Source organism: Psychrobacter sp. HII-4 (genome assembly GCF_904846595.1).
In the GTDB taxonomy this organism is placed as follows: domain Bacteria; phylum Pseudomonadota; class Gammaproteobacteria; order Pseudomonadales; family Moraxellaceae; genus Psychrobacter; species Psychrobacter celer.
In genome coordinates this window covers 345,175-369,691 of sequence record NZ_CAJHBJ010000001.1, presented here as the reverse complement: position 1 = coordinate 369,691, position 24,517 = coordinate 345,175, and the positions used below count along the sequence as shown (strand labels likewise).

Annotated in this window: 19 protein-coding genes; 11 read left to right on the top strand and 8 right to left on the bottom strand. The window is 48.6% G+C overall.

All coding sequences use genetic code 11. The features are described from left to right. Positions 1-3 precede the first annotated feature (3 nt). Positions 4-2,310, bottom strand: a complete 2,307-nt coding sequence (gene parC, locus JMX98_RS01580; RefSeq protein ID WP_201584026.1) for a DNA topoisomerase IV subunit A — start codon at positions 2,308-2,310, stop codon at positions 4-6. A 609-nt stretch (positions 2,311-2,919) separates the two neighbouring features. Here parC and JMX98_RS01575 point away from each other — a divergent pair. The 5 genes from JMX98_RS01575 to JMX98_RS01555 all read left to right on the top strand — a co-directional run bounded on the left by JMX98_RS01575 (position 2,920) and on the right by JMX98_RS01555 (position 9,523). Next, on the top strand, positions 2,920-4,647 hold the full coding sequence (locus tag JMX98_RS01575; protein WP_201584022.1) for an AMP-binding protein: 1,728 nt from the start codon (positions 2,920-2,922) through the stop codon (positions 4,645-4,647). Between the two features lie 587 nt (positions 4,648-5,234). Next, on the top strand, positions 5,235-7,025 hold the full coding sequence (locus tag JMX98_RS01570) for an AMP-binding protein (protein ID WP_201584019.1): 1,791 nt from the start codon (positions 5,235-5,237) through the stop codon (positions 7,023-7,025). A 203-nt stretch (positions 7,026-7,228) separates the two neighbouring features. Next, positions 7,229-7,945, top strand: coding sequence for a ribonuclease PH (gene rph / locus JMX98_RS01565; RefSeq protein WP_100750069.1), 717 nt, complete (start codon positions 7,229-7,231; stop codon positions 7,943-7,945). 77 nt (positions 7,946-8,022) lie between these two features. Further along, the gene (locus tag JMX98_RS01560) at positions 8,023-8,526 is read left to right on the top strand and encodes a hypothetical protein (protein ID WP_201584016.1); all 504 of its coding nucleotides are present in this window, start codon (positions 8,023-8,025) and stop codon (positions 8,524-8,526) included. Between the two features lie 220 nt (positions 8,527-8,746). Beyond that, on the top strand, positions 8,747-9,523 hold the full coding sequence (locus JMX98_RS01555; protein ID WP_201584013.1) for a hypothetical protein: 777 nt from the start codon (positions 8,747-8,749) through the stop codon (positions 9,521-9,523). A 168-nt stretch (positions 9,524-9,691) separates the two neighbouring features. On the opposite strand, the gene hemJ is transcribed toward JMX98_RS01555, so the two are convergent. The 6 genes from hemJ to serB all read right to left on the bottom strand — a co-directional run bounded on the left by hemJ (position 9,692) and on the right by serB (position 15,343). Then, on the bottom strand, positions 9,692-10,126 hold the full coding sequence (gene hemJ, locus JMX98_RS01550) for a protoporphyrinogen oxidase HemJ (protein WP_075100347.1): 435 nt from the start codon (positions 10,124-10,126) through the stop codon (positions 9,692-9,694). 128 nt (positions 10,127-10,254) lie between these two features. Beyond that, positions 10,255-11,403 carry a biotin synthase BioB gene (gene bioB / locus JMX98_RS01545; protein WP_105244165.1) on the bottom strand — a complete coding sequence of 383 codons (1,149 nt, stop codon included), beginning with the start codon at positions 11,401-11,403 and terminating at the stop codon, positions 10,255-10,257. A 234-nt stretch (positions 11,404-11,637) separates the two neighbouring features. Then, entirely contained in the window at positions 11,638-12,147 is a 510-nt protein-coding gene (locus JMX98_RS01540) for an SCP2 sterol-binding domain-containing protein (protein ID WP_227679934.1), read from the bottom strand. A gap of 148 nt (positions 12,148-12,295) precedes the next feature. Then, on the bottom strand, positions 12,296-12,688 hold the full coding sequence (aciT, locus tag JMX98_RS01535; protein WP_226941226.1) for an AciT family ciprofloxacin tolerance protein: 393 nt from the start codon (positions 12,686-12,688) through the stop codon (positions 12,296-12,298). Positions 12,689-12,853: 165 nt separating this feature from the next. Beyond that, on the bottom strand, positions 12,854-13,810 hold the full coding sequence (locus tag JMX98_RS01530) for a DUF368 domain-containing protein (protein WP_201584010.1): 957 nt from the start codon (positions 13,808-13,810) through the stop codon (positions 12,854-12,856). 342 nt (positions 13,811-14,152) lie between these two features. Further along, the gene (gene serB / locus JMX98_RS01525; protein ID WP_201584007.1) at positions 14,153-15,343 is read right to left on the bottom strand and encodes a phosphoserine phosphatase SerB; all 1,191 of its coding nucleotides are present in this window, start codon (positions 15,341-15,343) and stop codon (positions 14,153-14,155) included. Between the two features lie 349 nt (positions 15,344-15,692). Here serB and JMX98_RS01520 point away from each other — a divergent pair, with 349 nt between their 5' ends. From JMX98_RS01520 to JMX98_RS01500, 5 genes are all read left to right on the top strand, one after another. Next, positions 15,693-17,219, top strand: a complete 1,527-nt coding sequence (locus tag JMX98_RS01520) for a hypothetical protein (protein ID WP_201584004.1) — start codon at positions 15,693-15,695, stop codon at positions 17,217-17,219. Positions 17,220-17,417: 198 nt separating this feature from the next. Continuing rightward, a complete protein-coding gene (locus JMX98_RS01515; RefSeq protein ID WP_105244160.1) occupies positions 17,418-17,654 on the top strand; it encodes a hypothetical protein in 237 nt (78 codons plus the stop codon). 266 nt (positions 17,655-17,920) lie between these two features. Further along, positions 17,921-18,478 carry a YecA family protein gene (locus tag JMX98_RS01510; protein ID WP_075100354.1) on the top strand — a complete coding sequence of 186 codons (558 nt, stop codon included), beginning with the start codon at positions 17,921-17,923 and terminating at the stop codon, positions 18,476-18,478. A 96-nt stretch (positions 18,479-18,574) separates the two neighbouring features. Beyond that, complete coding sequence (locus tag JMX98_RS01505; protein ID WP_201584001.1) at positions 18,575-19,021, top strand: YbjQ family protein; 447 nt, start codon at positions 18,575-18,577, stop codon at positions 19,019-19,021. 44 nt (positions 19,022-19,065) lie between these two features. Continuing rightward, positions 19,066-19,539: a YbjQ family protein gene (locus JMX98_RS01500; protein WP_201583999.1), complete on the top strand. Its 474-nt coding sequence runs from the start codon at positions 19,066-19,068 to the stop codon at positions 19,537-19,539. 581 nt (positions 19,540-20,120) lie between these two features. Here JMX98_RS01500 and JMX98_RS01495 read toward each other — a convergent pair. Next, positions 20,121-21,167 carry a formate/nitrite transporter family protein gene (locus JMX98_RS01495; RefSeq protein ID WP_201583997.1) on the bottom strand — a complete coding sequence of 349 codons (1,047 nt, stop codon included), beginning with the start codon at positions 21,165-21,167 and terminating at the stop codon, positions 20,121-20,123. A gap of 302 nt (positions 21,168-21,469) precedes the next feature. Here JMX98_RS01495 and JMX98_RS01490 point away from each other — a divergent pair, with 302 nt between their 5' ends. Next, positions 21,470-24,427, top strand: a complete 2,958-nt coding sequence (locus JMX98_RS01490; RefSeq protein WP_201583995.1) for a valine--tRNA ligase — start codon at positions 21,470-21,472, stop codon at positions 24,425-24,427. The last annotated feature ends 90 nt before the right edge of the window (positions 24,428-24,517 follow it).

The following is a 24,517-nucleotide window of genomic DNA, read 5'->3' as shown; positions in this document are numbered from 1 at the left end:
AAATCACCCAACCTCAACCGAACTCACATTCTGAAAGCCCCTTGGTAACTGACCACCGCGATTACCACGAGTGCCTGTATAGTTGGCCAAATCATTGGGCTTTAGCGTCACATGACGTTTGCCTGCGGTGATGACTAGGCTGTCTTGCAAGCTTAGCGGCGTGATAGCAAGCACTTCTTCACCGTCTTTTAGTTTAATCAGCCTATTACCTTTACCACGTGCTTGCTCGGGCAAATCATCAAGGGCAAATACCAATAAATACCCTGCATTGGTCACCACAGCGACATGGTCAGGTGCCACGTTTTCGTTGCTGTTTTCACCATCAGCATGGGTCGCCACTTCTGCTGGCGCGTCGATACGAGCGACAGGAAGCAGACGACTATCGGCCGCTAGATTGATGATTTTTTTACCGGCTTTTTGATTGCTATCGAGGTTACCAAGCGTGTTGATAAAGCCATAGCCGTTAGAGCTGCCGAGGATGATGCGCCGATCGTCGCGACCAGTTATTAGCTGCTCAAAGCTGGCACCTGCTGGCGGCTTGAGTATGCTGGTCAGCGGATCGCCTTGACCACGCGCTGAGGCTAAGCTATGCGCGTCGACACTATAGCTACGCCCTGTGCTATCGAGTACGTAGATTCTCTCGTTGGACTTACCGCGTGCGTGCGCTTGATAGCTGTCTCCTGAGCGATAGCTCATGCCAGCGGCATCGACGTCATGACCTTTCGCAGCGCGAATCCAGCCTGCTTTTGAGAGTATCGCGGTGATAGGCTCGCTTGGTACCAGATCCGACTCTTTTAGCGCCTGCGCTTCTTCGCGCTCTGCTAGTGGTGACATGCGCTCGTTGCCGTGTTCTTTCATATCGGCGTTCAGCTCTTCAATCATCAGATTGGTCAGGCTGTCTGGATTGTCCAAGTACTCTTGAATGGTGGCGCGCTCAGCGTCTAGTGCATCTTGCTCGCGGCGCAGCTCAATCTCTTCGAGCCTTGCCAGCTGACGCAAGCGTATGTCCAAGATGGCATTGGCTTGGATGTCGGTCAGATCATAACCCTCCATCAATGCTGACTTTGGCTCGTCTTCCTCGCGGATGATACGAATGACCTCATCGATATGTAGATAAGCGATCAGCAACCCTGCCAAGATATGTAAGCGTTTATCGATTTTATCGAGGCGATACTGCAAGCGCCGCGTGACCACCGAGCGACGACAGATCAACCACTCTTCAAGAATTTCTTTGAGGTTTTTGACCTGCGGTTTACCGTTTAGGCCAATCATATTCATATTGACGCGATAATTACTCTCAAGGTCAGTACTGGCAAACAGGTGACTCATCACGCGCTCGACATCGACGCGGGTAGAGCGCAGCTCAAGCACGATACGGCAGGCGTTTTCGTGGTCAGACTCGTCATGGATGTCGGTCACCCATGGCAGTTTTTTGTCCAGCATGAGTTTGGCGATTTGCTCTTGCACTTTGTTGCCTGAGACTTGATAGGGCAGCGCATCGATGATGACGAGGTTTTTTTCTTTGGGGTCGATATGGTAGGTCGCGCGCATTTTGTAGCTGCCGCGGCCGCTTTCGTACATCGCCTGCAAGTCTTTTTTGCTGGTGATGATTTCAGCTGGCGTGGGCAAATCAGGCGCAGGTATCGACTGGGTGAGCTGCTTTACTGATAGCTCAGGATTTTTTAGTAAGCGAATGGCGGCGCGTACCACTTCATTTAGGTTGTGCGGCGGGATGTCGGTGGCCATACCGACGGCGATCCCTGTCGTGCCGTTTAACAAGATATTGGGCAAGCGCGCAGGCAGGGTGACAGGCTCTTGTAAGGTACCATCAAAGTTATCTTGCCAATCGACCGTGCCTTGGCCGAGCTCGGCCAGCAAGGTGTTGGCATAGGCAGACATTTTGGCCTCGGTATAGCGCATGGCGGCAAAGGATTTGGGATCATCAGGGCTGCCCCAGTTGCCTTGACCGGTGATGAGCGGATAGCGATAGCTAAACGGCTGCGCCATCAGTACCATGGCCTCATAACAAGCACTGTCGCCATGTGGGTGGTACTTACCGAGTACATCACCAACGGTACGGGCAGACTTTTTGGCTTTAGCAGAGGATTTTAGGCCAAGCTCACTCATAGCATAGACGATACGGCGCTGGACGGGCTTTAGGCCATCGGCGATATTTGGTAGCGCCCGATCCATGATGACGTACATGGCGTAGTTGAGATAAGCCTGCTCGGTGAACTCCGCTACCGAGCGGGTGTCCATCGGCTCATGAGAAGGGGCGGCAGGGGCGGTATGGTCAATAACATCGGACATAAAGTAAGGTTCACTTATCAGTTTTAATAGGTATCGGTAATAGGTATGCATAATGCGCATCAGCGCCAAAATAAGATAGTGCTATCGTAAAGGATATCAGCAAAATTAAAAAGAGATAACTCAGAATAGACGACAAGGTGTGACGTGCCTATTCAGGCAAGCAGTCAAGCAGGCAAGCAAGGTAAAATAATACAACTCGCTTCACATGCCATAAAAGCCAGCGTTTTCGCCACGCTTTAGCAAAACCGCATCAGTGAGGGTTGTTTGGTATAAAATCAGAAAATTGTCTAGTAATAAATAGGAAAATGAAAATATATGAAATGGTGAGTCATTTATTGCTTAACTATTTGATAATAATAACATTAATGAGCGTCAAGTAGCTTTGCGAACGCAAGTAGCAATCTTTTGTATTGAGTAGTCTTTATAAAGTGTGTATGTTAATGAACAAAGGGCTATTTACCGCTATAGGGTTTGCTTGTCACCATACAGCAAGGTCGATGCCTGACAGCCATCACCATGGTCTGCCAGTGCTTTGAGACTTTGTGTGTTTGTCACGCTGTGATTTGTATGAGTGGACGGTAGCGTACTATTATTAGGAGAGAAAAGATTATGGAAAATCACGGTAACTTGATTCGTCGTAACGACAAAGTATGGGTCAAAACTTACGAAAAACTTGGCATGCAGTACGATATCGATATGCCGCCCGCTGACACCTCGTTGATCGAGATACTTGAGCAAAACTTCATCAATCACGCTGGCAAAACCGCGTTTGTCTGTATGGATGTCAAACTCTCGTACGAAGAATTAGACCGTTATAGTAAGCAGGTCGCCGCCTATCTACAGTCCCTCGGCCTAAAAAAAGGCGATAAAGTCGCGGTAATGATGCCAAACATCCTGCAGTTGCCCGTTGCTGTCTTGGGCGTGCTGCGGGCAGGTCTGACGCTGGTCAACGTCAACCCACTTTATACCACCAAAGAGCTTGCTCATCAACTAGAAGATTCTGATGCCAAGGTATTGATTTTATTGGAAAACTTTGCTAAAACCTATGAAGATATCGGCAAGGAGATGGTCGATCATGTGGTGGTGACATCGATGGGCGACTTGATGAGCCCGCTGAAAGGCTTCATCGTCAATACGGTGGTGCGCCATGTCAAAAAAATGGTGCCAGCCTATCATATCAATGGTAGCGTCAAATTCAAAAAAGCGCTTAATCGCTTTTCAGCTGCCAGCTATCAACGCCCCAATGACATCGGTTTGGATGATGTCGCGGTACTACAGTATACCGGTGGCACCACAGGCGTGGCCAAAGGCGCGATGCTCACGCATGGCAATTTGGTTGCCAACTTGATTCAGTGTGACACGTACTTAGGCGATGCTTTTGATAAGTTTGAAAAAATGAATGAGCAGCCAGTGATTATGACGGCACTACCGCTATATCATATTTTCTCATTTACCGTTTGTGGTATGTACGGCCTCTATCGCGGCTGTATTGGACTATTGGTACCCAACCCACGCGATGGCGCAAGCTTAATCAAAGCCTACAAAGATTATCCACCTGCGTTTTTCCCAGCGGTAAATACCTTATTTAATGCGCTTGCCAATAGTGAGGTGTTCAAAGCGCTCGATCATAGCAAGCTTGAGATGTCGATGGGCGGCGGTATGGCTGTGCTAAAGGATACAGCGGCAAAATGGCAGCAAATCACGGGCAATATCATTGTACAGGGCTATGGTCTATCAGAGACCTCGCCCGTTGCCTCAGCAAACCCACAAGGGACAGGCGAGTTCTCAGGCAACATCGGTCTGCCGATGCCAGCCACGGATATGGCCATCTTGGATGAGGCGGGTAATGAGGTTGAGATTGGTGAGCGCGGTGAGATTAGTGTGCGCGGGCCGCAGGTGATGAAAGGATACTGGAAACGCGATGATGCCACGAGCAAGGTGATGACGGCGGATGGTTATTTCCGTACCGGTGACATCGGTGTGATGGATGAAGAAGGCTACTTTAAGATTGTCGATCGCAAAAAAGACATGATCTTGGTGTCAGGCTTCAACGTTTATCCAAACGAAGTAGAAGACGTCATGTCAGGCCATCCAAAAATCTTAGAGTGCGGTGTCATCGGTATCGATGATGAAAAAAGCGGCGAGGTGCCAAAGATTTATGTGGTACGTAGTGATGACAGCTTGACAGAAGAAGAAGTCATCGCGTATGGCAAAGAGAATCTAACGGGTTATAAGCGTCCGCGTTATGTGGAGTTTATCGACGAGCTACCAAAGTCAAACGTGGGTAAAATCTTACGCAAAGACTTGCGAGAGCTTGAAGAAAAAAACCACGGTTAGGCTCTTGCTTCAGCCGAGCTGATCAGCTATTCATGACTCACAAGGGCTATGATTTTATAGTCTGAGTGGGTTTTGCTCGAGATGTCATCGTACACAAAAATGATAAGGCCGCTGATTGCTGCTTTATCATTTTTTGTCTTTTCTGCTATTTTTGTCTGTACAACATCATCGCCATAGATAGAGAATTTTGCATAAAACTGCTATAGTGCCCACCGACCTATTTTTGTATATATCTGTTGGGTTTGGCTTGAGCGGTTTGGCAAAACCATCATAATGACAGTAAGGTATACCTTAGCGTGTGGCTAAGGCATGGTGCCACTTATCGATGACGTGGTATGGCTTTGTGACTTGCAAAGCTTATGAATGATAAACCCAATGGTGTTGCCTTGTTTTTTTATTCATAAGCTTTTGTAGCCACAAATTTGCTGCGATAGATAAGGGTGCTTTATTGGGGCATGTCTTTCATTGAATCGATGCACTGCTTTTAATCGATGTATTGCTTTTAATCAATGCATCGCTAAAGGGCGAGAAATGATGACGCGCTTTTGATTATTTTATGTTTTTAACGGCAACATTTAGGGAAAATTATGACCGACAGTATCAATAAAGAGACGACAGAGGATCAAGCTGCCACGGGCCATACCGCTAGGCAGGCATATCAAGACAATGCCTTTCCCGATATGCCGACGATAGACAGCGACAGTCCGTGGTTGAGTGCTTATGAGCGTTATGGCATCGCAGCAACTATCGATATGCCAGAGGATAATACCTCTTTACTTGATGTGTTTGAGCGTAATTTTAGGCGTTATGGGCAAAAGCCTGCCTATATCTGCATGGGTGCTTCTGTTAGCTTTAAGCAATTGGATTTGTACAGTCGCCAAATCGCCAGCTACTTGCAGTCACTAGGACTGGTCAAGGGTGATAAGGTTGGGGTGATGATGCCCAATATCTTGCAGTATCCTGTCGTGGCCTTGGGTATCATTCGCGCAGGGATGGTGCTGGTCAATGTCAATCCCCTCTATACCAGCCGCGAGCTATCGCATCAGCTGCATGATAGCGGTGCCAAAGCGCTGTTTATCGTCGAAAACTTTGCTAAGACTTATCAAGATGCCGAAGACAAAGGTCAGGTCGAGCATGTGATCTTGTGCAAAATCGGCGATATGCTGGGCACGCTCAAAGGCGCGGTGGTCAATCTTGTGGCTCGCCATGTCAAAAAAATGATTCCAGCCTATAGCTTGCCAGACAGTGTGAGCTTTAAACAGGCGCTAAACGCTGTATCAGCCAGCAAGTACCAGCGTCCAGATATGAACCTCAGCGATGTGGCGCTGCTCCAGTATACCGGCGGCACCACAGGCGTGGCCAAGGGTGCCATGCTCTCTCACGGCAACCTAGTCGCCAATATGCTACAGATCAGCGCCTTGATGAATAGTGCCTTTGATGATGATGTCGATGCCAATGATGTTATCTTGACAGCACTACCGCTGTATCATGTCTTCTCCTTTATGGTCTGTGGTATGTACGGCATGTATCAAGGCTATGCAGGGCTGCTGATTCCAAACCCACGCGATTTGGATGGTTTGATTAAAGAGATGGGCAAATACAAGCCCTCGTTTATCCCAGCGGTCAATACCTTGTTTAATGGTTTGGTGCACAAAGAAAGCTTTGCCGACTTGGACTTTTCTAATCTAAAAGCCTCTATCGGCGGCGGGATGTCGGTGTTGCCAAGCGTGGCAAAAGAGTGGCATAAAATCACAGGATTGCCTATCGTTGAAGGCTATGGTCTGTCTGAGACCTCGCCCGTGGTGGCCTTTAACCCAATGACCATCTCTGAGTTTACTGGCAAGATTGGTATTCCAGCTTCGAGCACTGATGTGATACTCATCGATGAGGACGAAAACGAAGTGGCATTAGGCGATCGCGGCGAGATTTGCGTCAAAGGCCCACAGGTGATGATCGGCTATCAAAACCGTCCAAAAGAAACCGCCGAGACCTTTACCAGCAATGGATACCTAAAAACAGGCGACATCGGTATCATGGACGAAAAAGGCTTTATCAAAATCGTTGATCGCAAAAAAGACATGATTTTGGTGTCAGGGTTTAATGTCTATCCAAATGAAATCGAAGAAGCCATGAGCGAGCATCCAGCCGTGGTGGAGTGCGGCGCTATTGGTGTGCCAAATGAGCAGCGCGGCGAAGAGCCTAAGCTGTTTGTGGTCAAAAAAGGCGAGGTCACCGAGCAAGAGCTGCTTGATTTTGGTAAAAAACAACTGACAGGCTATAAGCGTCCGCGTCATATACAGTTTGTCGATGAATTACCAAAGTCAAACGTCGGTAAGATTTTGCGTAAAGAATTGCGTAAGATGGAAGGTCTAGAATAACACCAGCGTCTTTTTTGCAGCGGCGTAATGGCTGGAGTGAATCTTGCTATTGCGCCGCTGCCACGTTAGGATATCGTCATACGGGTATCGGCTCAGACATTGACTGGCTGAGAGTTTGTGGTTCATGCCGCTTTGCGCGTGCAACCTTTTATTGACAACACTTATTTTACAACACTGCTTTAAAACAAGTACTAGGAATTTTTATGCGTATTGACAATCGTGAGCTTGACCAACTTCGCTCGATCAGCTTTGAGCGCCATTATACCAAGCATGCTGAAGGCTCAGTGTTAGTCAGCTTTGGCGATACCAAAGTCCTGTGTACCGCTAGTGTTGAGTCTGGTGTACCGCGCTGGCTAAAGGGTAAGGGTAAAGGGTGGATCACGGCCGAATACGGTATGTTGCCACGCGCGACCAACACCCGTAACCAACGCGAAGCGGCGCGCGGTAAGCAGTCAGGTCGTACGCAAGAGATTCAGCGTCTCATCGGTCGTAGCTTGCGTGCTATGATTGATCTTAGCAAGCTTGGTGAAAACACCATTTATCTTGATTGTGATGTACTCCAAGCTGATGGTGGTACGCGTACCGCCAGTATCACAGGAGCGGCCATCGCGCTTATCGATGCGTTAGAGAGCCTACAAAAAACCAAAAAGCTCAAAGCCGATCCATTGATTGGCCTAGTGGCGGCGGTCTCTGTGGGTATGAAAGATGGCAAAGCGTACTTGGACCTCAACTACGAAGAAGACGCTAGCTGTGATACCGATCTAAACGTTGTCATGACCCAAAAAGGCGAGTTCATTGAGCTACAAGGCACTGCCGAAGAAAAGCCGTTTACTCGTGCCCAAGCAGACGATATGCTAGCGCTGGCCGAAAAAGGCATTGCAGAGCTCATTACCATGCAGCAGACGGCGCTGGGCTGGTAATCGACGTTTTTTTGGTCTTATCGTCCTTTAACAACGCATTAATTTTGCAGTAAATACTCGGCAATAGGTAACGATACATGCTCAAGCTGACCGATGACGGCGCCAAAATCACCTTACAAAATCAAGCGCCAGCGGCTGACAATGGTATGTTTTGGTTTGGCACCGCCTTGCTCGTGGGTGCCGTGGCAGTCGCGATGGCCATGAGTTTGTTGCCTGAGCGCCTTGCTATTGGTGCGCTGGCTTTGCTCATCGTTGGTAGTTTTATTTTTAATAAAAAACGCCAGCAGCAAAAACAAGCTTTGAGCAAAAATATCAGTAGCGGTGTGCTGTGGGTGCGTAGTGGTGAGCTGGTGCATGACCATCAAGGCAAGCGTCAGCACATTACCCTTATCGCTAGTGATAATGTCACACTGATGGGTGAGCAGCTACAGATTACGGATGTCGATGGTAGCTATAAGTGCCTGATCAGCGGCTTTGAGAGTGTACAAGAGGCCAAAGCCGCCCAAGCGATATTACAAGGCCAGACATTTGGCAAACGCCATGTCAATATTAAGATGAATGACAACCCGCCTCCCTTTTAGTTTTTCTATCTACCTTTTTTAGGCCTTATTTCCTTTCTCTAAGCGGTGCTATAGTCAGCTCGAAATAAAATCGATACGCTCATACCAGTTACACGGTATTGTGTTTATAGTGACTGAACTATAGTGCTTGCAGATTTATGCCCAAATGGTTTATAAGTAAGACTGAAAACTGGTATTTTGCTTTTTTGTTGTCAATGGTACCTTTGACAAGGAGTCAGTCATGTCGCGTTTGTCATTGTCTATGTCACTGTCTGTATCGTCCCCGATTACAGCGTCGTGTGGCGTGTTATTGCTACTTGTAGGTGGTATGACACCCTCTCATGCCGATAGTATGAGTGCGCTTATCGCGCAAAAATCAGCTCAGTTAGATCTGAGCGCCCGTTATACCCCATCATATTCAGCCGTCCCTTCTGCTAAGATCAGTACGCGCTCTCGTATTCAGCGCGCCGATAGCTATCGCGCTGACGCGGCAGTTACTGCACCAGTGAGGCGCACAGCATATCGCTATCCTGAGCGCGCCTATCAAGCGCCATCTGTGCTGCCAGCGTTTTTGTCTGGTAGCTATGACAATGTCGATAGTGAATATTTACCGATACTGAGTAGCGCAGAACGCCAAAGCAGTATGGCGGCGCGTGAAGTCATTAGTACAGCGCGTAAAATGGCGCTCAATGAGCGTACAATCATTCAAGGCGGCTGCTGGGATTATTTAGATGCGGTGTTTAAGCGAGCAGGGGTGACGCGCGATACGGTGCACAAAGGCACATACCGCCAAGGGCCTTATGCGCATAGCAGTCAAATAGAAGCAGGTGACTGGCTGTATTATATCAATCACGGCTACAATGGCGTCGAGCATAGCGGCTTGTTTGTCGGCTGGGTCGATGAGCGTGCCAAGCAAGCACTGATTCTCAGCTATGCAGGTGAAAACCGCCGAGAGCCTGCGCGTTACCGCGTGTATGATTTGAGCAATGTCTATCAAATCATGCGCCCAAGTGTTTAAGCGTGACAAATAGGCTCAGGATAAAAACACTACAGCGAGACGAAGATGAGTTTTGCACAGCAGCAAGCGGCGTAGGCACAGCAACCTTACATGCTTTACAAAAAACGCCCGTTATCTAAAGAGATGACGGGCGTTTTGGTTTGATCAATCTAGCTCGTGTCGCTGTCTTTAAAACGGTTTGACTACCACCAAAATCACGATAAATATCAAGGCAAAAACAGGTATCTCATTAAACCAGCGCCAAAACTTATGGGTTTTGTAATGTGGGTTGTCGATCAGCTTTTTGCGATAAAAACCGCAAGCACCGTGGTAGGCTGAGAGCAGTACTACCAGCAGTAGCTTGGCATGTAGCCAGCCTTGGGTTTTGTATACCTCCCAGCCCAGTCCTAACATCCATAAGCCAAAAACCCATGTCGCTATCATTGATGGCGTCATGATGCCGCGATACAGCTTGCGCTCCATGATAGCAAAACGCTCGTGGCTGATGCTGTCCTCACTCATCGCATGATAGACGAACAAGCGCGGTAAATAAAATATCGCAGCAAACCAGCAAACCATAGAAATAATATGCGCCGCTTTGATCCAATTAAAATAATCTGCCATTATCCTCTCTCTTACTGTTTGGTCACGTAGGCTCCATCATGTCGGCAAGCTTAGCACATATTGCTCATTAGTAGCGCAACTACCAACATGACTACCAACGCAGCTATCAATCAATGGCATACAAAGGGCTACTGCGCCAACACGACCTGTGATTGATGACCACTCATCGCATCCAGCACAGGTACCTGCTTTGGCGCACGAGGAGCGGCAAACTGAGCAGTGAGGCCGAGCTCACGCATCAGCCTATTGTCACTCGATTGACTGGCGTTACCTGTGGTCAATAGCTTGTCACCATAAAAAAACGAGTTGGCACCTGCCATAAAGGCCAAAGCTTGCTCGGCATCAGAGAGGCTCTCGCGGCCAGCAGATAAGCGCACGTAGCTGGTCGGACAACAGATACGCGTCACCGCAATGGTACGTATCCACTCCAGCACAGAGAGCTGGCCTTCTGCTAAGACTTTATCACCGATCGGTGTGCCTTGAATGGGCACCAATAGATTGACCGGAATAGATTCAGGCGCTTTGGGCATTTTTAGCAGCTCATGTACCCAGTCGATACGGTCATCACGGCTCTCGCCCATCCCCAAGATATTGCCGCTACAGACATTGATACCAGAGTTACGAACATGAGCGAGAGTGTCTAGGCGCTCATCATAACTGCGGGTGCTGACCACTTGCTCGTAGTAGCGCCGCGAGGTATCTAGGTTGTGATTGTAATAATCAAGCCCTGCATCAGCCAGCTGCGCGGCCTGCTGGTCATCTAGCATACCTAGGGTCATGCAGGTCTCAAGCCCCAATGCTTTGACTTCTTTGATCAGCTCGACCACATACGGCATGTCTTTGGCGCTTGGGTGTTTCCAAGCTGCACCCATACAAAAGCGCGACGAACCCGTGGCTTTGGCGCGCCTAGCGGCGGCGATGACCTTGTCGACTTCGATACGTTTTTCTGCCTGCAGTTTGGTGGTGTCGCGGTGGTGGCCTGATTGTGAGCAGTAGCCACAGTCTTCAGGGCAGTTGCCAGTTTTGATAGACAATAAGGTGCTAATCTGTACTTCGTTGGCTGTAAAATGCCGACGATGCACAGTCTGTGCTTGCATCAGCAAGTCCATCAATGGCAAATCAAACAACCGCGCGATATCATCACGGCTATAGCTGCTATGAGAGGTAGGCTGCGCCGTCGCTTCGGTCTTTATATCGGTCAAAAAGTCAGGCTCCAAACCGTTGTTTTTTGTGTTTTGCTGGCTGCTGGGCTCTGAGATATTAAGCAATCCTGCCATAAGGTAAATCCTTTTATAATATGATGAAGAGGGTAGGTTATGATTTTATATGATAAAAAAGGCTACGATATAGTATACCGCAACCTTTTTAGAAAGTCAGAATGCTACCAAAGCGTACCGGCAATCGATACCATCAAAACACCAATGACAACGACTTTATAAGTCTAGCCTTTATAGAATTATAAAGGAATATAGAGCTATAGAGTTATAAAGGACACTTTAGCAAATAGGTGATTACTTGCCCAGTTTGTGCTTGGCAACACCGATCCAATGATTGGCAAACTGCTGCGCTTTATAAGCGTAAGGCTTGGCCTTTTGGATATAAGGTTTGTATTCTTCTGGGATGGTGGGCACGATGTGCTTGGCAAGTTTATTGAACCACATCATCAAGCTGTAGTCACCCTCGATACTTAAGTTGCCTTCTTGTACCGCCGTCATAAAGCTTGGTAAATCGCCTTTGGTTAGCAGCTTTACGCCCGTCATCGAGTCTTTAAAAGTAATGGTCAAATCGGCTTCTGTTGCATGGCCACTTTGCTGACTAAACTGACCATTGTCAAAGCGATAATAACGTGCAATACCAGACTCAGTGCTGGCAAGCTCGATGGTCACATCACGATCCGCAAGCAGCTTTTGTACGTCTTCATTATCACTATCGGCCAGCATAGAGAGGCGATAGCCAATCACTGCCAGCAATACATCTAACGGGTCAGACTTGATATCTAATACAGGTAGCGTAAACATCATAAAACTCCTAAAGAATAAGACAAAAAATATAGCGTACTTTATATGAATTTTTTCGGCAAATATATAGTTAGAGTATAAACCATCAAATACCATCCATTCTTTAGTAGTTAAGTAGAGAGCGTTTAGTATCTTGTAACATTAGCCATCATCAATGAAAACGCGGCTGATAATCGTCGTCATACACTGGCGTATGCTCGATATAGCGCGCGGCTTGCAACTCGCGCTGCTGCTGTACTGACTGACTGACATCATCGTAGCGTATGGCTCGATACAGCACCCAGCCTGCCAGCGGCAACCAGCTGATACCCATGGCGATGACATAGCTGTGCCACTCTGATAGCGCTAGCAGAGCTGGGCGACTGATCAATAAGCTTTGGACGGCCTCGACTGCTAGCCAATAGGCCATACCGCCAAACAGATACCATAGCAGCCAGCGCTGTGATGAAAACGCCAACGCCAGCACCAAACCTGCCAGTAGCCCATACGCAAACAGTGCCGTACCACTCAAGCTATCTATACCGATAAAGGAAAAAACAGTCATTAACATCATTCATCTCGCTATTGATAAGGTGAATTTCTTATAACAATGTGACTATTATGAAAGCTTGCTGAGTAAAGCTAAAGAGGGTAGAGGCGACTTTGCGACAACCGTTGACGTTTGGTTTTTTAAAATGCTAGGCACCAATTACAAAGCCGATAAGCGGCCTTAAGCGTGACGATTACCCCACCACGAGAGCAAAGATACCAATACAGCGCCAAGCAGCATTAGCCCTATCGTAGTCGCCCACTGCGCGCCTGCCGGATACTGCCATGGCATGACGTTATAAATGGCGTCGCTGTCGAGCGTCCCCAACGCATCGACCTTCCACGGCCATACTTTGACCAAGGAGCCGGCGATAAAGCCGGTCAGTAGAGCGAGCGTGGCTTGGTAATAGTGCGCTAGTAACCATTTGAGCGCCCGCGTGAATAACAACAGCCCTGTTGCCATACCAGCGATTACGGTCAAAAGAATGCTAAGGTTCATGGTATCGACCGCTTCTAACACAGCGTCATAAGCACCCAATAACAGCAAAATAAAAGACCCTGATACCCCAGGCAATATCATCGCACAAATAGCCACTGCCCCTGCAAAAAACAAATAAGGCAAGCTTGGCGTGGTGGTCATGATGGGTAGGCTGCTAATCACCACAGCACTGATAAGCCCTACCAAAAACACTAGCATGCGGCCGATATTCCAGCGTTTAATCTCTGTCAGTAATAAAAATACCGTGGCGACGACCAGACCAAAAAAGAACGACCAAATCAGTAGCGGTTGATGGTCTAAGAGGTGCTTGATCATACCTGCTAACGTGGCAAAACTACTGGCAATACCCAGCAACAAAAACAACAAAAACGTGGCATCGACTTGTCGCCAGACCGCAAGCAAACCTCGTAAACCGCCCTCTGTGCGAAACACCTGCCACAAGCTGGGGCCGATACTGCCAAGCGCATTGATCAGGCGCTCATAGATGCCGGCAATCAAAGCAATAGTGCCGCCAGAGACGCCAGGGACAATATCAGCGGCACCCATCGCCATGCCCTTGATATAAGTGGCTGCTAGCGATTTTGGTTGGTTATCCGCTGCTGACGACTCGCTTGGCCGCGGTGATTGAGGTGCCGTCATGGGTACATCCTTTATACAAAAATACGTGATGGGGTAAAATATCGAGTGAAACAAAGCTAATAGTGCAACAAAGCTAATAGTGCAACAAAGCTAATAAAGAAAAAATGCAACGAGATAAACATAAAAGCTAGGTCGATGACAAGGTATCAACCTAGCTTTTTTGAGCGTATAGCTACTCTGCTTTAGAACAGGCACAGCACGACTGGTATTTATGTTCCTTACGTGCTGTGCCTACGCCGATAGATGCTGCACAAAATAAATACCAGTAGCACGTGGCACCCAGTAGTACATAGTATCTTGCCGGCCAGTATTATAGGGGACTGGCTATAGTGTGTTTTGCCGTTACTTGGTTGGGGCGAGCGCTGGATAACCCAAGGCATAAAGCGCGCCCTCAAGTCCTGTGACATTGATGGCAGCGTCGGCACGCGCTTGAACGATGGGTTTGGCGCGGTAAGCGACGCCCAAATCAGCAATGGTCATCATCGGTAAGTCATTAGCACCGTCACCGACACAGACTACTTGTGACATATCAATACCTAAGCGCTCGGCAGTCTGCTCGGCGATGGTGGCTTTTTTGGCACCATTGACGATAGGCAGCTGCACATGACCGGTCACTTCACCTTCATCGATATCTAAGGCGTTAGCGTGTACTTCATCGATACCTAACTGCTCGGCAATATAGTTGGCAAAATAGGTAAAGCCCCCTGATACCAGTACCGTATGATAGCCCAGTGCTTTGAGCGCACTGATCGTGGTGCGCGCGCCTGTCGATAAGGTCAAACGGCGGCAGATATCATCGAGGACATCGGTTGAGATGCCTTTGAGTAGCGCCACGCGCTGGGCAAAAGACTCATCAAAATCGATCTCTCCGCGCATCGCCGCCTCGGTGATGGCTTCGACTTTTTCGCCGATACCAGCAGTTTTGGCCAGCTCGACGATGACTTCTTGTTCGATCAACGTCGAGTCCATATCAAAGCAGGCAAGCTTGTGCGTACGCAGCATATGACCGATGGACAGGATATGACAATCGACCACATCTAGCTGCTCGCCGCTGTCTGTACGGCTTGTATTGTTATAGGCTTTGGTCAAGTCGTGACGTAAGCGGGTGGTAAGCTGATCGTCGATGATGTGGGCGGCTGCCGTCTTTTTGGCAGGGTGCATCAAGGTGTCGGTCACAGGCACCAACAAATAGCGATAGACCTGCACGGGGGTAAATGGCAAGCGCTGCGCATCACCTGCTGTAGGCTCGGTATCAGATACCGTGATATTGACAAAGCTGGCATCGGCGTCTTCTGCTACGGTGACCAAATGCCAGTTGGGCTGCTCATCGACCCAAGACTGTACATACTGATGAATGTCTAGCGCTAATACGTGAGTTGGCAGGACGACGATAAGGGCAAAAACAGGAAGGGACTGCAATGCGTCAAAATCTTGCAAATTCGTATTGTTGGGTAGTAGCGATGCAACAGAGTCCACGGCTTGTTGCCATGCTTTGCTGTCTTTTGGTAACGAATAAGAGGTATTTTTTGGCATGACTCAATTGTCCCTTGTATGCTCATATAAGATTAGGAATAATAACAGTTTTACAGGTCAGCGCCTATAGATGGCGCGCAAAGTATTATGGTCTGCAAAAAACGGCTGCGTTGCCCACATAAATTTCTAAAACTGCTAACGCTATAAGGCTTATTATGGTGCTATAGTAGCTATGATAAGCGCGCCCGCTTGGTCTGTATGATAAGAGCGATAGCGGTATGTAAACACAGCTGTGTGTAAGTATGATAGCAAGCACAATAGACAAGACCGACGATTTTTTAAAATTAGCCAAAAAATGAGCGACAGTCTCGTTTTTTAATTTCATTTATCCAAAAAAGTTTACCATATCATGACGTATTTAGCGCCGCGGCAAGGGTTGTTTGCCATTATTCTTCTGGTTAGTTTTTGTTTGCAGACACTGCTATTGGTCATCAGTACTGATCAGCAGTTGAGCAAAAGTCGTGCGTTAAAAGGCGAACAGATGGTCGCACAACTGATAGATGAAGCGAGGCTGTCGCTAGAAAACAAAGACCGTGTCAGCCTCAGTGTCATCGCCAATCGCTACACCAGTGAGCAGGACGTGACGCGTATTTTGATCAAAGACAACAACGATGATATCTTGGTACCAGTGGGCAACGCACCGATGCAGCAGGGCGATACCATCCGTCAAATCGCTACCAAAGGCGATGCGGTCATCGGTAGTGTGGCGCTGACGCTAAAAGATATCAGCAAGGGCGAGATTATCGCCATGCAGTGGCCGTTTGTCATTGGCATGCTGCTCCTGCATCTATTGCTATGGCTGATTTATGGTTATCTTGCGCGCCCGACCAAAGAGCAAATCAACGCTATCAGCCGTGATATCTCAGAGCTACATCGCGAGCAGTTTAGACAGCTCGATCAGCGAGGCTCTGAGCGCGATTATGCTCGTAGCAGCTATGAGGACGACCGCCGCGCCGCAGACGTTGAGGTGACACAGAGCACAGTTGACAATACAACCACCGCCGATGCCAGTGCTGCGGTACGTAAGCTAAATATTCATGGCGCAGTCAATAGCTATATCAGAGAGCACCAAGGCGCAACGTCTGCAGATGCTGATACTCGGACTGATACCGAGCATGATTCGGATATAAGTGCGGGTATAAAGGACGATGTTGATGCGACGTCCAAAGCAGAGTTAGCCCATCATACAGAGAATAAGCCATCAGAAACAAGCAATAACCAGAGCATAGGCAAAGCGGCTCATGGCAGCGCGGGCCTATCAGCCACGCGTACGTTTGATAGTGTCAGGGTACAAATCGTCTTTCATGATGAGTTTAATATGCTTGAGCGTCTAGCGCCCGCCCAGCGTCTACCATATCTGGCACTATGCACACAGCTGCTCAACCAAGCGACGACCGAGCTACTAAAACAGCCGCTACTGCTCGGTGTCAGCGTGATAAATGAGCCAAGTTTTGATGATAAAGGAGCCAGTGTGCTGCTCAAAGCCGACAACAGCCATGCCAAAGTGGCGCTGGCAGGCGTGATGCTGGGCAAGCTGTACTTGATGCTAAACAAAATCATCCATGATAAGCATATCGAGCTGTCGCGTTTTGCACTGCCTGCCAAAGCAGGCGTCAGTGATGATGCACAAAGTGAAGCCATGATGCATCTGCTGCATGGTATCGGCAAAAAAGAGCAAATGCTGATCTTATTGCCCAATGCAGGTCTCAAACAAATCAGCCACCATGTACAGGTACAGAGCATCATGCGCCCAACGACCGTCTATGAGCGTGAGTGTGCGATATTTGAGGGGGGCAATGATGCGATGATTCAGCGGTTGGCGGATGTGCGTAATGCGGTATTAATGGTCGACAATCAAGAGGCTTCTTATTCATAAGTGCTCATCAAGAGCGCTGTCTTGTACCGATGTAGTCTGTACAATTGCCTACAATACCGCTTGGCAAAGAGGTTTGGCTGGGACTGGGAAATATGCCATATTGACAAAAAGGATTGACAACTCTCAACAGAGACTTTATAAGGCATATATATATTGATGTATTTTTTATACCTTTGCTAAAACTGATAGGAGTTTGTCATGAGTGATGCTGATATTGACGACGATTTTGATGATGACTTTGTCGATGATGATGACGCAAAGATAGTAGAAGAGGCTGAGACAAGTGTGCGCACACGCTTAAGTAGCCTCGAAAAGCGTCGATTGATCGATAACTTGCTCGAAGAAAAGCGTTTGGCAAGAGAGCTAAAAGACGATCTCGATGATCTCGACGATTTCGATGAAGACGACGATGATTGGGACGACGACGATATCTGAGCGGCTACGTCATAGTGCCGGCATTTTTTCTGTCAGCAGCATTCGTCTGTCGCTCTAGTGCCGTATGTTTGTCAACTAAAGCCTTTTAATGACCGCTCTACAGCAGCGCTTCATCTTTCTATCGAGATTTGGCGTTGCCTGCTTTCATTTTTTATCATGACGGTTTGGATACGTAACTTTTAACAGTCGCTTTCTTCTCCCCTCCATCATCATGCCTATCTGCGATCGTTTTACGATTGACACCCCTCATTTAAGGACTTTTACTCATGAGTGATCCATTAAGCTTTGACGAACTACTAGACTACTTAGACACCCAAGAAAACCCCTACGTCCTCGATAGTGTCGCCGCCCATGGTTTTTTGACCGCCACCGTTATTGGTCGCCCGCTGCCTAATTGGTTGGATGCGTTTTTTGAAGGTCATGTGAGCGAGATTCCAGAAAACGTCGTCGATGGTATCAAACGCTGGCGTGCCGCTATCATGGCTGAGCTAAAAAACGAGACACCCATCGAGTTGCCTTTCAACGAAGACGCTGGTGATGAGGAAGTGGCGGTAGATTTCTCCGATGAGTCAGACATCGTCGCTTGGTCGATTGGTTTTGTCGATGCGATGTATGGCGAGGAAGCCAGTGATTGGTTTGAAGATGAAGAAACCAGCGAGGATGTGGCGGTATTGACGCTACCGATGATTGTGCTCAGTGGTATCGATGATGAAGATCCTGAGCTGGCTGCCATGCGCCGTGATGAAGACAAGCTGGCACAGATGGCCAATAGTATCGAAGGCAATCTGACCGAGCTGTTTTTGTTGTTTCATACCAACGACTGATACCGTACTTAGATCGTCCCACGTGTCAGTTCTTTTAAGTAGCAACCGTTTTAACAGACAGCTGCCGCTGTTATTTTGTATGCATAAGGTAATATCATGGCTTTGCAACTCTCCAATCTTGAGCATCTACCAGGGTATCAGATCACTGAGCGTTTGGATGTGGTCTATGGCAGTACGGTACGCTCAAAACACGTCGGCAAAGATTTGTTTGCTGGGCTAAAAAACATCGTCGGTGGCGAGCTAACTGCCTATACCGAGCTGTTAGAAGAATCGCGCCAAGAGGCAATCGATCGTATGGTGGTCAAGGCCGAAGCACTGGGCGCAGATGCGGTGGTGGGCTTGCGCTTTTCGACCTCCAGTATCGCTCAAGGGGCTTCCGAGCTGTTTGTCTATGGTACGGCGGTCAAGGCCGTACCGATGCCGGATCCAGCGCCTCAGCCTTCCCATTGTCACGATGATTCATCACGCCCACCGCAAGCCGCGACCACCCAGCCAAGCGCAGTGCCAGCTGATGACTTACCACGTTTCAACCCTTTTGGTTAACCACCTAAAAAGCCTATCCGCTTTTTTATAAGAAGAGACGTGTCATGAACCAGTCATTCACCCAAATGCTTATCAACTATGCGCCGCTCCTTGTATTGTTTGTGGTGGGGTGGTTTTTTGGCACCCGTCATGAGCGTCAGCATCTAGCGCAGCTACGCCAAGCTGAGCAAACGCTGGGTCATATCGTGGTCTCAAGCGAGCGGTTTTATCGCCCCAAACTGGCGGCGGACATGCAAGGTGAGCTGGTGCTCGGCAGCGTCGTGATCGCGCAGGATTATTTTAAAATGATCGTCGCGCGGGTGCTGAGCATCTTTGGCAAAAACCTAACCACTTATGAGACACTGCTGGATCGCGCGCGCCGCGAGGCCATCGTACGTATGCGCACTCAAGCACATGCCAAAGGCTACAATCACATCTATGGTTTACGCCTTGAGGTGACCAATGTCAACCAGCTCGGTAGCATGGTGGAGGCCATTGCTTATGGCACAGCGGTGCATAGTATCGATGACACGCCCTAATTGTCTTGCTTTTACGCTTTATTTGCCTTCCTGATTTTCCTTCCTAGTTTGCTCTCCTTTCTTAGACCGTCACATCTGACTGATGAGTCGTTGAATAAAACAGATAAAGCCGCTTTTACAACGATATACTTTTTTATACCGCTCCATGAGGGGGCGTATAGACACGATGGCATGGAATGCTGTCATACACCGGCCCACACAGGGTCTTATATCCGGTCAAAAAACAATACACAGGTGCTGACGCTTTGATGTGAAGGTGGCTGCTGTTGCGGGTTTTGGGCGGGTAGTATCTACAAGGATGTGGTTATGGAAGGTCTGGAAATTGTCACCTTTTATAACTGGCTACTCAAAGCGATCCGAGTCACCCTGTGTCGCCTTGTATTGGTTTTATAGGGTGTTGACCAGCGCTAAGGCCACGCGCATCGATACTTATAAGTAATCTATTTTAAAATTGGGACAGCGCTACGGGTGTTTAGCTTTCTTTGCGCGCTGTGCCGATGTTGCTCGATGCTGCTTGATGCTGCGCAAAATACATACCAGTGGCATATGACATAAAGTGTGCCAATGTTATATCGGACTGACTATATTTTGTCGTCGGTCTGCTCTTTGACACGCTCCACTTCAAATAAAAAAGCGCGGTTTTTTAGTATCGCGACAAAGACCACGCCGCCCACCGTATTGCCAGCCAGCACCACTATCAAAAATAGCAAATAGCGCCACAGACTGACGGTATTGCCATATAGCAGGGCGGAGAAAATCTCGATGTTGCCGACGATGCTATGATGCAGTCCCAAAAAACCAATACTACTGGTGATTAGCGTTACCAAGACGATACGGCTAATGGTATCGCGCGCTGAGGTCACAAGCCATGCCGCGATGCCCATCATCCAGCCTGCCAGTACGGCACTGCCAAAGATGACCCACCATCTAAACCCCAAAATATGCTCAGCATAAGCATCGATATCACTGGCGCCAAACAGCTGCATATTTAGGCCAAGGCCAATCATCAAGGTGGCAAACAGGCAGCCGCCGACGATATTGCCTGCGATAACAATACCCCATAGCCTTAGCAACTTGTGCAAGGGTTCGATTTTGTTTAAGACAGGCAGGCTTAAGAGGGAGGTCTGCTCGGTAAATAATAGTGACTGGCCGATGACAACGATAATAAAGCCCACCGGATACAGCAAGGAGGCGAGGACGAGGGCATACTCGCTAGGTATGACGGCGCTCAGTAGCGTAAAGGCTGATAAAATCATAAAAAAGCTGATGCCAATCTCAAACCCTGCGGTAAAGGCGCTGGTAAATAATGAACCCAAAGAGCGCTCAAAGGTTTCTTTGGCATGTATCACTTGCTCGACTAAGATACTGGCATAGCTTTTTGCTTGGCTTAGATTGTCATCGCCTGCGACTTTTTTGATGGTTTCTTTGTCTTCATCGCTGATTTCTTTGGGTAGGTCTTCATTCTTTAGGGTCTTAGTTGTTTGTACCTCGCTGTCGTCTGGCGGGTAGTGGTCTGCGGCGGCGTCATTGTCTGGCGTATCGTCAGGGCGCGCGATATCCTCTGCGGTAGGCTTATTGCGTGATGGCTCGGCTTGGTAGGCGTTGTTATGCTCGGTATCTTTGGGCACAGTAAACTCGCTGGTTATGGGACAATGATGGGGCGCTACCGACTGGCAGAAGGTCTCGGCCAATATATGGACAGACGTTATATGCTATAGCATGACTATAACGTATTATATTTGCCAGAGGGGGGATTGCTGTTCGTTAATTGTTTAATGGATGCGCTTCAAAGCCGAAAAGCCGATAAATTGCCTTAGCATCTAACAAAATCTGGCCATCTGCGTTAAAATCACCTATCAATCCCATCGCTTACGTTTCATGTTATTTGTTTGACCGAATTCATTCATTATTAATAAAAGATTATTCTATTATGAGCAATCCTGAGAATCATACCAACAGCACGACCAACTTGACCGAGTCTATTCAAGCCGCCTTGAGCCAATTAGAAAACGCTTACAGCCCAAAGGATGTCGAAGCGGGCATGTATCAAGGCTGGGAAGAGAGCGGTTATTTTGCCCCAACTTTTGATAAGGATGAGTCGTTTTCTATTGCCTTGCCGCCGCCGAACGTCACAGGCTCGCTGCACATGGGGCACGGTTTTAATAATGCCATCATGGATGCGCTGACCCGCTATCACCGTATGGACGGCGACAATACGCTTTGGCAACCGGGCACCGATCACGCTGGTATCGCAACCCAGATGGTCGTTGAGCGCCGCCTAGAGGCGCAAGGCATCCGCCGCCGTGATATGACGCGCGAAGACTTTATCGATAAAGTGTGGGAATGGAAAGAAGAGTCGGGCGGCAACATCACCCGTCAGATTCGCCGTCTTGGTAGCTCGGTGGATTGGTCGCGTGAGCGCTTTACCATGGATGATGGCTTATCAAATGCGGTCAAAGAAGTGTTTGTGCGTCTGTTTGATGAAGGTCTTATTTACCGCGGTAAGCGCTTGGTCAACTGGGACCCTAAGTTCCAAACCGCGCTGTCTGATTTAGAGGTAGAAAACGTCGATGAAAAAGGCAGCTTGTGGCATTTCCGCTACTATTTTACCGATACAGACATCACCACCCAAGACGGCAAAAACTATCTGGTGGTCGCCACCACCCGTCCTGAGACATTATTGGGTGATACCGCCGTGGCCGTCAACCCAAGCGATGAGCGCTATGCACATTTGATCGGCAAGACCATTACTTTGCCAATCACAGGCCGCGTGGTGCCGATCGTGGCCGATGATTATGTCGAAAGCGACTTTGGTACAGGCTGTGTCAAGATTACCCCTGCCCATGACTTTAATGATTATGAGCTGGGCCGTCGTCACAGCTTGCCACTGATTAACATCTTAGATGAGCGTGCCAACATTTTGCCTGAGATGGAGGTCTATGCTGATCTGCAAACGCGTGAGCCTGCACTTGAGACCACGCCGAGCGAATACGCTGGGCTTGAGCGTTTTGCGGCGCGCAAGCAACTGGTCGAGCAAGCAAGTAGCGAAGGCTGGCTAGAAGACATCGAAGACTACGCGCTAAAAGCGCCGCGTGCCGAGCGCGGTGGTACCATCGTCGAGCCATGGCTGACTGATCAGTGGTATGTCGCCGTCAATAAGCTGGCGGGACCAGCGATTGATGCGATCGAAGATGGTCGTATTGAGTTTGTCCCTGCGCAGTACAAAAACATGTATATGGCATGGATGACTGACCTGCAGGACTGGTGTATCAGCCGTCAGCTGTGGTGGGGTCACCGCATCCCAGCGTGGTACGACGATGCGGCAGGTGAGGTGTATGTCGCACGTAGTGAGGCGGAGGTTCGCACTAAGTACAATCTCAGCGATGATGTGGTATTGCGCCAAGACGATGACGTCCTCGATACGTGGTTTAGCTCAGGGCTATGGACTTTTAGTACGCTAGATTGGGCAGACCCTAAGGCAGATCCGCGCGTGCTGCAGACTTTTCATCCGACCAGCGTGTTAGTCACTGGTTTTGACATTATTTTCTTCTGGGTGGCGCGCATGATCATGATGACCATGCATTTTGTCAAAAACGAAGATGGTACGCCGCAAGTGCCGTTTAAGACTGTCTATGTCCACGGCCTAGTACGGGATGGCAATGGTCAAAAAATGTCCAAATCGAAAGGTAACGTCTTAGATCCGATTGATTTGATTGACGGTATCGACCTAGAAGCGCTGGTCGAAAAACGCACCAGCAATATGATGAACCCCAAAGACGCGGCGAAGATTGAGAAGCAAACGCGTAAAGAGTTCCCAGAGGGTATCCCAGCCTACGGTACCGATGCGCTGCGCTTTACCTTCACCTCTCTTGCCAGTACTGGCCGCGACATCAACTTTGATCTTAAGCGCGTTGAGGGCTATCGTAACTTCTGTAATAAAATCTGGAACGCCAGCCGCTTTGTACTGATGAACTGTATCGATAATGACGGTAACGCCAAACCTATCGACCAAGCGGCCAACGTAGATGTTTGGGAATTACCAGAAAAATGGATCATGAGCCGTCTCAACTCGACGATTAGCAATATCCATCAGCACTTTGCCCAGTATCGCCTCGATATGGTCAGCCATGACATTTATGAGTTTATCTGGAACGAATACTGCGACTGGTATGTCGAGCTTGCCAAAGCCAGCCTCAATGACGACTCGGTGACAGACGAGCGTAAAGCGCAAATCCGCTATGTGCTGCTGCATGTGCTCGAGACGGCGCTGCGCTTTAGCCATCCGATCATGCCGTATCTGACCGAAGAGATTTGGCAGACTGTCGCGCCACTGCTGAGCCGTAAAGATACCGACAGCATCGTCGTCGCAGCCTATCCTCAAGCTGATAATACGCAGATCAGTGAGCAGGTGGAGGCGGACATGGCATGGCTACAAGAGCTGATCGCCAGTATCCGCAATATCCGAGGCGAGATGAAACTCGGTAACGCCGTACGCCTACCAGTATTGCTACAAAATATCTCAGATGAGGAAGAAGCGCGGCTATCACGTATCAAAAACCAGTTCAAAGCGCTTGCCAAAGTCGAGAGCCTAGAGATCGTCAAAGAAGAAGATGAGGTGCCATTGTCATCATCAAGTATGGTCGGCCAGTTACGTGTACTGGTACCGATGAAAGGGCTCATCGATCCAACGGCTGAGCTGGCACGTCTAGGCAAAGCGCATGAAAAGCTACAAAAGCAAGCCGATGGTATTGCGCGTAAGCTGAGTAATGAAGGCTTTGTGAGTAAAGCGCCAGCGGAAGTAGTCGATGCTGAGAAAGCTAAACTGGCTGAGCTAGAGGGGCAGTTGACCGCGATGACGGCGCAGATGGAGCAGTTAAAGGCGTTGTGATTGGCATAGTAATATTTGCATAACTAGAAAACGCTGTCACGATTGTGATGGCGTTTTTTTGTGAATATTGTTAATGCTCATTCTCATGTT

Bases quoted from the DNA above. Each gene is read 5' to 3' on its own strand.
- JMX98_RS01500 (WP_201583999.1), top strand. From the start codon at position 19,066: ATGAACCAGTCATTCACCCAAATGCTTATCAACTATGCGCCGCTCCTT.
- parC (WP_201584026.1), bottom strand. From the start codon at position 2,310: ATGTCCGATGTTATTGACCATACCGCCCCTGCCGCCCCTTCTCATGAG.
- JMX98_RS01575 (WP_201584022.1), top strand. From the start codon at position 2,920: ATGGAAAATCACGGTAACTTGATTCGTCGTAACGACAAAGTATGGGTC.
- rph (WP_100750069.1), top strand. From the start codon at position 7,229: ATGCGTATTGACAATCGTGAGCTTGACCAACTTCGCTCGATCAGCTTT.
- JMX98_RS01560 (WP_201584016.1), top strand. From the start codon at position 8,023: ATGCTCAAGCTGACCGATGACGGCGCCAAAATCACCTTACAAAATCAA.
- serB (WP_201584007.1), bottom strand. From the start codon at position 15,343: ATGCCAAAAAATACCTCTTATTCGTTACCAAAAGACAGCAAAGCATGG.
- aciT (WP_226941226.1), bottom strand. From the start codon at position 12,688: ATGACTGTTTTTTCCTTTATCGGTATAGATAGCTTGAGTGGTACGGCA.
- JMX98_RS01505 (WP_201584001.1), top strand. From the start codon at position 18,575: ATGGCTTTGCAACTCTCCAATCTTGAGCATCTACCAGGGTATCAGATC.
- JMX98_RS01570 (WP_201584019.1), top strand. From the start codon at position 5,235: ATGACCGACAGTATCAATAAAGAGACGACAGAGGATCAAGCTGCCACG.
- JMX98_RS01530 (WP_201584010.1), bottom strand. From the start codon at position 13,810: ATGACGGCACCTCAATCACCGCGGCCAAGCGAGTCGTCAGCAGCGGAT.
- JMX98_RS01555 (WP_201584013.1), top strand. From the start codon at position 8,747: ATGTCGCGTTTGTCATTGTCTATGTCACTGTCTGTATCGTCCCCGATT.
- JMX98_RS01490 (WP_201583995.1), top strand. From the start codon at position 21,470: ATGAGCAATCCTGAGAATCATACCAACAGCACGACCAACTTGACCGAG.
- bioB (WP_105244165.1), bottom strand. From the start codon at position 11,403: ATGGCAGGATTGCTTAATATCTCAGAGCCCAGCAGCCAGCAAAACACA.
- hemJ (WP_075100347.1), bottom strand. From the start codon at position 10,126: ATGGCAGATTATTTTAATTGGATCAAAGCGGCGCATATTATTTCTATG.
- JMX98_RS01540 (WP_227679934.1), bottom strand. From the start codon at position 12,147: ATGATGTTTACGCTACCTGTATTAGATATCAAGTCTGACCCGTTAGAT.
- JMX98_RS01515 (WP_105244160.1), top strand. From the start codon at position 17,418: ATGAGTGATGCTGATATTGACGACGATTTTGATGATGACTTTGTCGAT.
- JMX98_RS01520 (WP_201584004.1), top strand. From the start codon at position 15,693: ATGACGTATTTAGCGCCGCGGCAAGGGTTGTTTGCCATTATTCTTCTG.
- JMX98_RS01510 (WP_075100354.1), top strand. From the start codon at position 17,921: ATGAGTGATCCATTAAGCTTTGACGAACTACTAGACTACTTAGACACC.